At 69.2% G+C, this 3,466-nt stretch carries 4 protein-coding genes; 2 read left to right on the forward strand and 2 right to left on the reverse strand.

Annotated features, from left to right (window positions below; translation table 11 throughout):
- Position 1: 1 nt before the first annotated feature.
- A complete protein-coding gene (locus R1101_RS0118890) occupies positions 2-622 on the forward strand; it encodes an SDR family oxidoreductase (protein WP_081494130.1) in 621 nt (206 codons plus the stop codon).
- 5 nt (positions 623-627) lie between these two features.
- Here R1101_RS0118890 and R1101_RS0118895 read toward each other — a convergent pair whose 3' ends face one another.
- Entirely contained in the window at positions 628-1,665 is a 1,038-nt protein-coding gene (locus R1101_RS0118895) for a DUF6777 domain-containing protein (protein WP_016934900.1), read from the reverse strand.
- A gap of 270 nt (positions 1,666-1,935) precedes the next feature.
- The gene (locus tag R1101_RS0118905; RefSeq protein ID WP_016934902.1) at positions 1,936-2,319 is read right to left on the reverse strand and encodes a nuclear transport factor 2 family protein; all 384 of its coding nucleotides are present in this window, start codon (positions 2,317-2,319) and stop codon (positions 1,936-1,938) included.
- Positions 2,320-2,467: 148 nt separating this feature from the next.
- On the opposite strand from R1101_RS0118905, the gene R1101_RS0118910 reads away from it, so the two are divergent.
- Positions 2,468-3,295, forward strand: a complete 828-nt coding sequence (locus R1101_RS0118910) for an alpha/beta hydrolase (protein WP_016934903.1) — start codon at positions 2,468-2,470, stop codon at positions 3,293-3,295.
- The last annotated feature ends 171 nt before the right edge of the window (positions 3,296-3,466 follow it).

A 3,466-nucleotide genomic window follows, 5' to 3' on the forward strand; every position in this document is an offset into this window, starting at 1 on the left:
GATCGCCCACGAACTCGCACCCACCCACGATCTGCTCCTCGGCGGCCGACGTCGCGAGTCGCTCGATGCGATCCTCGAGGAACTCCCCGACGCCACGCCGTGGCCGGTGGATCTGCTCGATCACGACGCCGTGGCCGCGGCCGTGGCGGACATCGACCGGCTCGACGTGCTCGTCCACAACGCCGGTGTCGCCGAGCTCGGCACCGTCGCCGACAGCGAACCACAGCAGTGGCGCGAGACGTTCGAGGCGAACGTGGTCGCCGTCGTCGCACTGACCCAGCTGCTGCTGCCGGCCCTGCGGGCCGCGAGCGGGCACGTGGTGCTCATCAATTCGGGAGCCGGTCTGCGTGCCCGTCCCGGCTGGGGTGCCTATGCCGCGAGCAAGTTCGCATTGCGCGCGTTCGGCGATGTGCTCCGTGAGGAGGAGCCCGCTCTACGGGTCACCTCGATCCACCCGGGCCGGATCGACACCGACATGCAGCGCGCGATCGTCGCGTCGGAGGGTCGCGAGTACGACCCGTCGCAGTTCCTCACCCCTGGATCGGTCGCCCGCGCGGTGCGGCAGGTGGTCGAAGCGCCTGTGGATGCGCATCCCACGGAGATCGTTCTGCGCCCCCGCTGATCCGGTCAGAACGGTAGCGGGATCACCACCGGAGGGCCTCCCGGAATCTGGATCTGGATCTGTGGTGGGGGCGGTGGTGCAGGTGCGGGGGGTGCCGGCGCCGGAGGAGGTGCCGGGGCCGGAGGCGGCGGCGGTTCGGGTGCGGGCGGCGGTGGCGGCGGTGGTTCCGGAGCCGGTGGCGGCGGTGGCGGGGCGACTTCCGGCACGGGGTCGCGCCGCGGCTGGGGAACGTCGGGAACGGGTGCCTGCAACGCCTCGGTCTGTGGCAGCGATTCCTCCGAAGTTTCCGGGGCCGGGGGCGTGGTCTTCGGCAGGGCGTCACCGACCGGCACCGGGACCATCGCACCCGTCGTGATGTCGACGACCCTCAGTTCGCGCACGGGCGCCGCGGCGGGTTGGACGACGAACAACCGCTCGGCGTTCAGCCCGGGCCACTTGGGGCCTCGGAGTTCGTCGTTCCCGGTGAGTACCGGCGCGGACAGCGGGTTGCCGCGCACACATCGCACGCGGGGGACGCCGAGTTCGTCGACGAGCACGATCGTGCCGCGCTCGAGCAGCGACTGTACGGGGCGCGCGGCACCGTCGCGGTATTCGTACATGGTGACCCGGGTGTCGGCGCGCAACAGGACCGCGGTGAGGGTGTCGGTGTAGCCGCGGACGTCGGCGACGTCCAGGACACCGCGCCACGCTTCGGCCTTGGCCGGATCCTCCTCGAGATGAACGATGAGCGCTTCGCGGTCGCACAGGGGCCGGTCGAGACTTCCCCCGTAGAGCGCGGTGCGATCACCCGGGACCGCCGGCGTTCCGGAGACAGCGGTGACCGGGTCGCCGCCGTCCTCGACCGCCTCGGGGGGAGGGGGCGGCACCGCGACCGGCAGCTGCGGCGGCACGAGCCGCGGCGTCCACGGATCGTCCTGCGCGGTGGCGACCTGCAGGTGTACCGGCGTCGACGTATCGACCGAACCGCCCGACGAGCAGGCACCCGCCACCAGTGCCGTCAGTGCGAGTGCCAGCCCGAGTCCACGAATCGTGTCGCTGGTCACGCCGCCATGCTAGGTCGATGATCGTCGGCGAAAGGGCTGTTCGGCGGTTCTCGTCGGTATCGCGATGCCGGAGACGACGTGTACGAGCAGCTCGTTCACCTCGTCGCGGCGCTCCATCTGCACGAAATGCCGTGACCCTTCGAGCAGGTGCACCCCTCGTGGATCGGGACCGAGGTCGGGGAATCCGTGGCACATCGGCGACCGCGGTTTCTTCGCCGCGATCGTCGATGTTCCACGTGAAACCGTCGACTTCGACGATGCGGCTTCCCGTCAGGAAGCGGGGACGCTCTGCATGTCCTCCTGGCTCCAGAACGCCCTCATGCTCGTGATCTTCGCGTCGTCGTCGAAGGTCATCACGTCGACGACCTCCATCACGAGATCCTGCTCACCCAGGTGTGTGACCAGGCGGAACACGAAGGCCGCGTTGTTCTCCGCGATCTTGAGGGTGATCACTCCAGCGGTCTGCGTGAGCGGTTCGACCACTTTGTAGAACTCGCGGATCTCGGCCTCGGTGGTGCGAACGGGCGTGCCGACCGGATCCTCGACCGTGGCGCCCGCCGCATACAAGGCGAGCACGTCGTCCACGGTGCCCGTGGCGACAGCCTTGACGTAGTTCTCGACGGTGGCACGGATCGCGTCCCTGCTCGCTGCCATGAGGCCCCCTCCGCTCGGTCGGATCCGGAACACGTTTCAATTCGACGATAATGGCGCGGATCTGCGGATGCACTCACGATTCCCACTCGGAGGACCCCCGCGCCGGAGGACGATGACATCGCCATCAACCGGAACGATCGGAGACCCGATGATCGACGCTGTCACCTTCACCCTCGACGGACACGCCGGCGCTCTCGCAGCGCGGAACTGGGTCGGCGAGACCCCGCGCTACGTGGCACTGGTGTGCCACGGCTACGGCGAGCACTGCGGGCGCTACGAATACGTGGCCACGCGCCTCGTCGCCGACGGAGCCGCCGTCTACGCGATGGACCACGTCGGTCACGGCCTCAGCGACGGCGAACGCGTACTGATCGACGACTTCGAGAAGGTGGTCGACGACTTCCGGCTGCTCGATCTCACGGCACGGCGCGAACATCCCGACGTGCCGGTCGTGCTCATCGGGCACTCGATGGGCGGCATGATCGCCGCCCGATACGCCCAGAGATACGGCTCGGAGCTGGCGGCCGTCGTCCTGTCCGGTCCGGTGCTCGGCAGCTGGGCGGCCGTCGACGCACTGCTCGCGGCAGAGGAGATCCCGGATACCCCCATCGATCCGTCGACCCTCTCCCGCGACCCCGAGGTGGGCCGCGCGTACGTGGCCGACCCACTCGTCTGGCACGGGCCGTTCAAGCGCACCACCGTGCAGGCGCTGAAGAACTGCCTCGACACCATCGCCGCCGGTGGCGCCGTCGACGACGTGCCCGTGCTGTGGCTGCACGGTGAGGACGACCGGCTCGTTCCCCTGGACGGCAGCGCGACCGGATGGTCGTCGTTCGCAGGCCGCGGGTCGTCGTCGAAGACCTATCCCGAGGCGCGGCACGAGATCTTCAACGAGACCAACCGCGACGAGGTCCTGGGCGATGTCGTCGACTTCGTCGGCACACACATCCACCCTCTCGAGTCTCTCGAGGATTGAAGCCCGGCGCGGCGGGCTACCCCTTCTCACGGGGCCGTCCCCTTCGTGTCCCGTACGGAAGGAGATGATCCATGGCCGAAGACAGTGCATCCGACAGGGCTCGCCCCGGTGCATCCGACAAGGCACGCCTCGGGTTGAAGCAGACCGTGGTCGGCAAGGCGAAGGAGGTCG

Origin of the sequence: Rhodococcus sp. R1101, from assembly GCF_000278445.1 — a bacterium.
GTDB lineage: Bacteria > Actinomycetota > Actinomycetes > Mycobacteriales > Mycobacteriaceae > Rhodococcus > Rhodococcus gordoniae.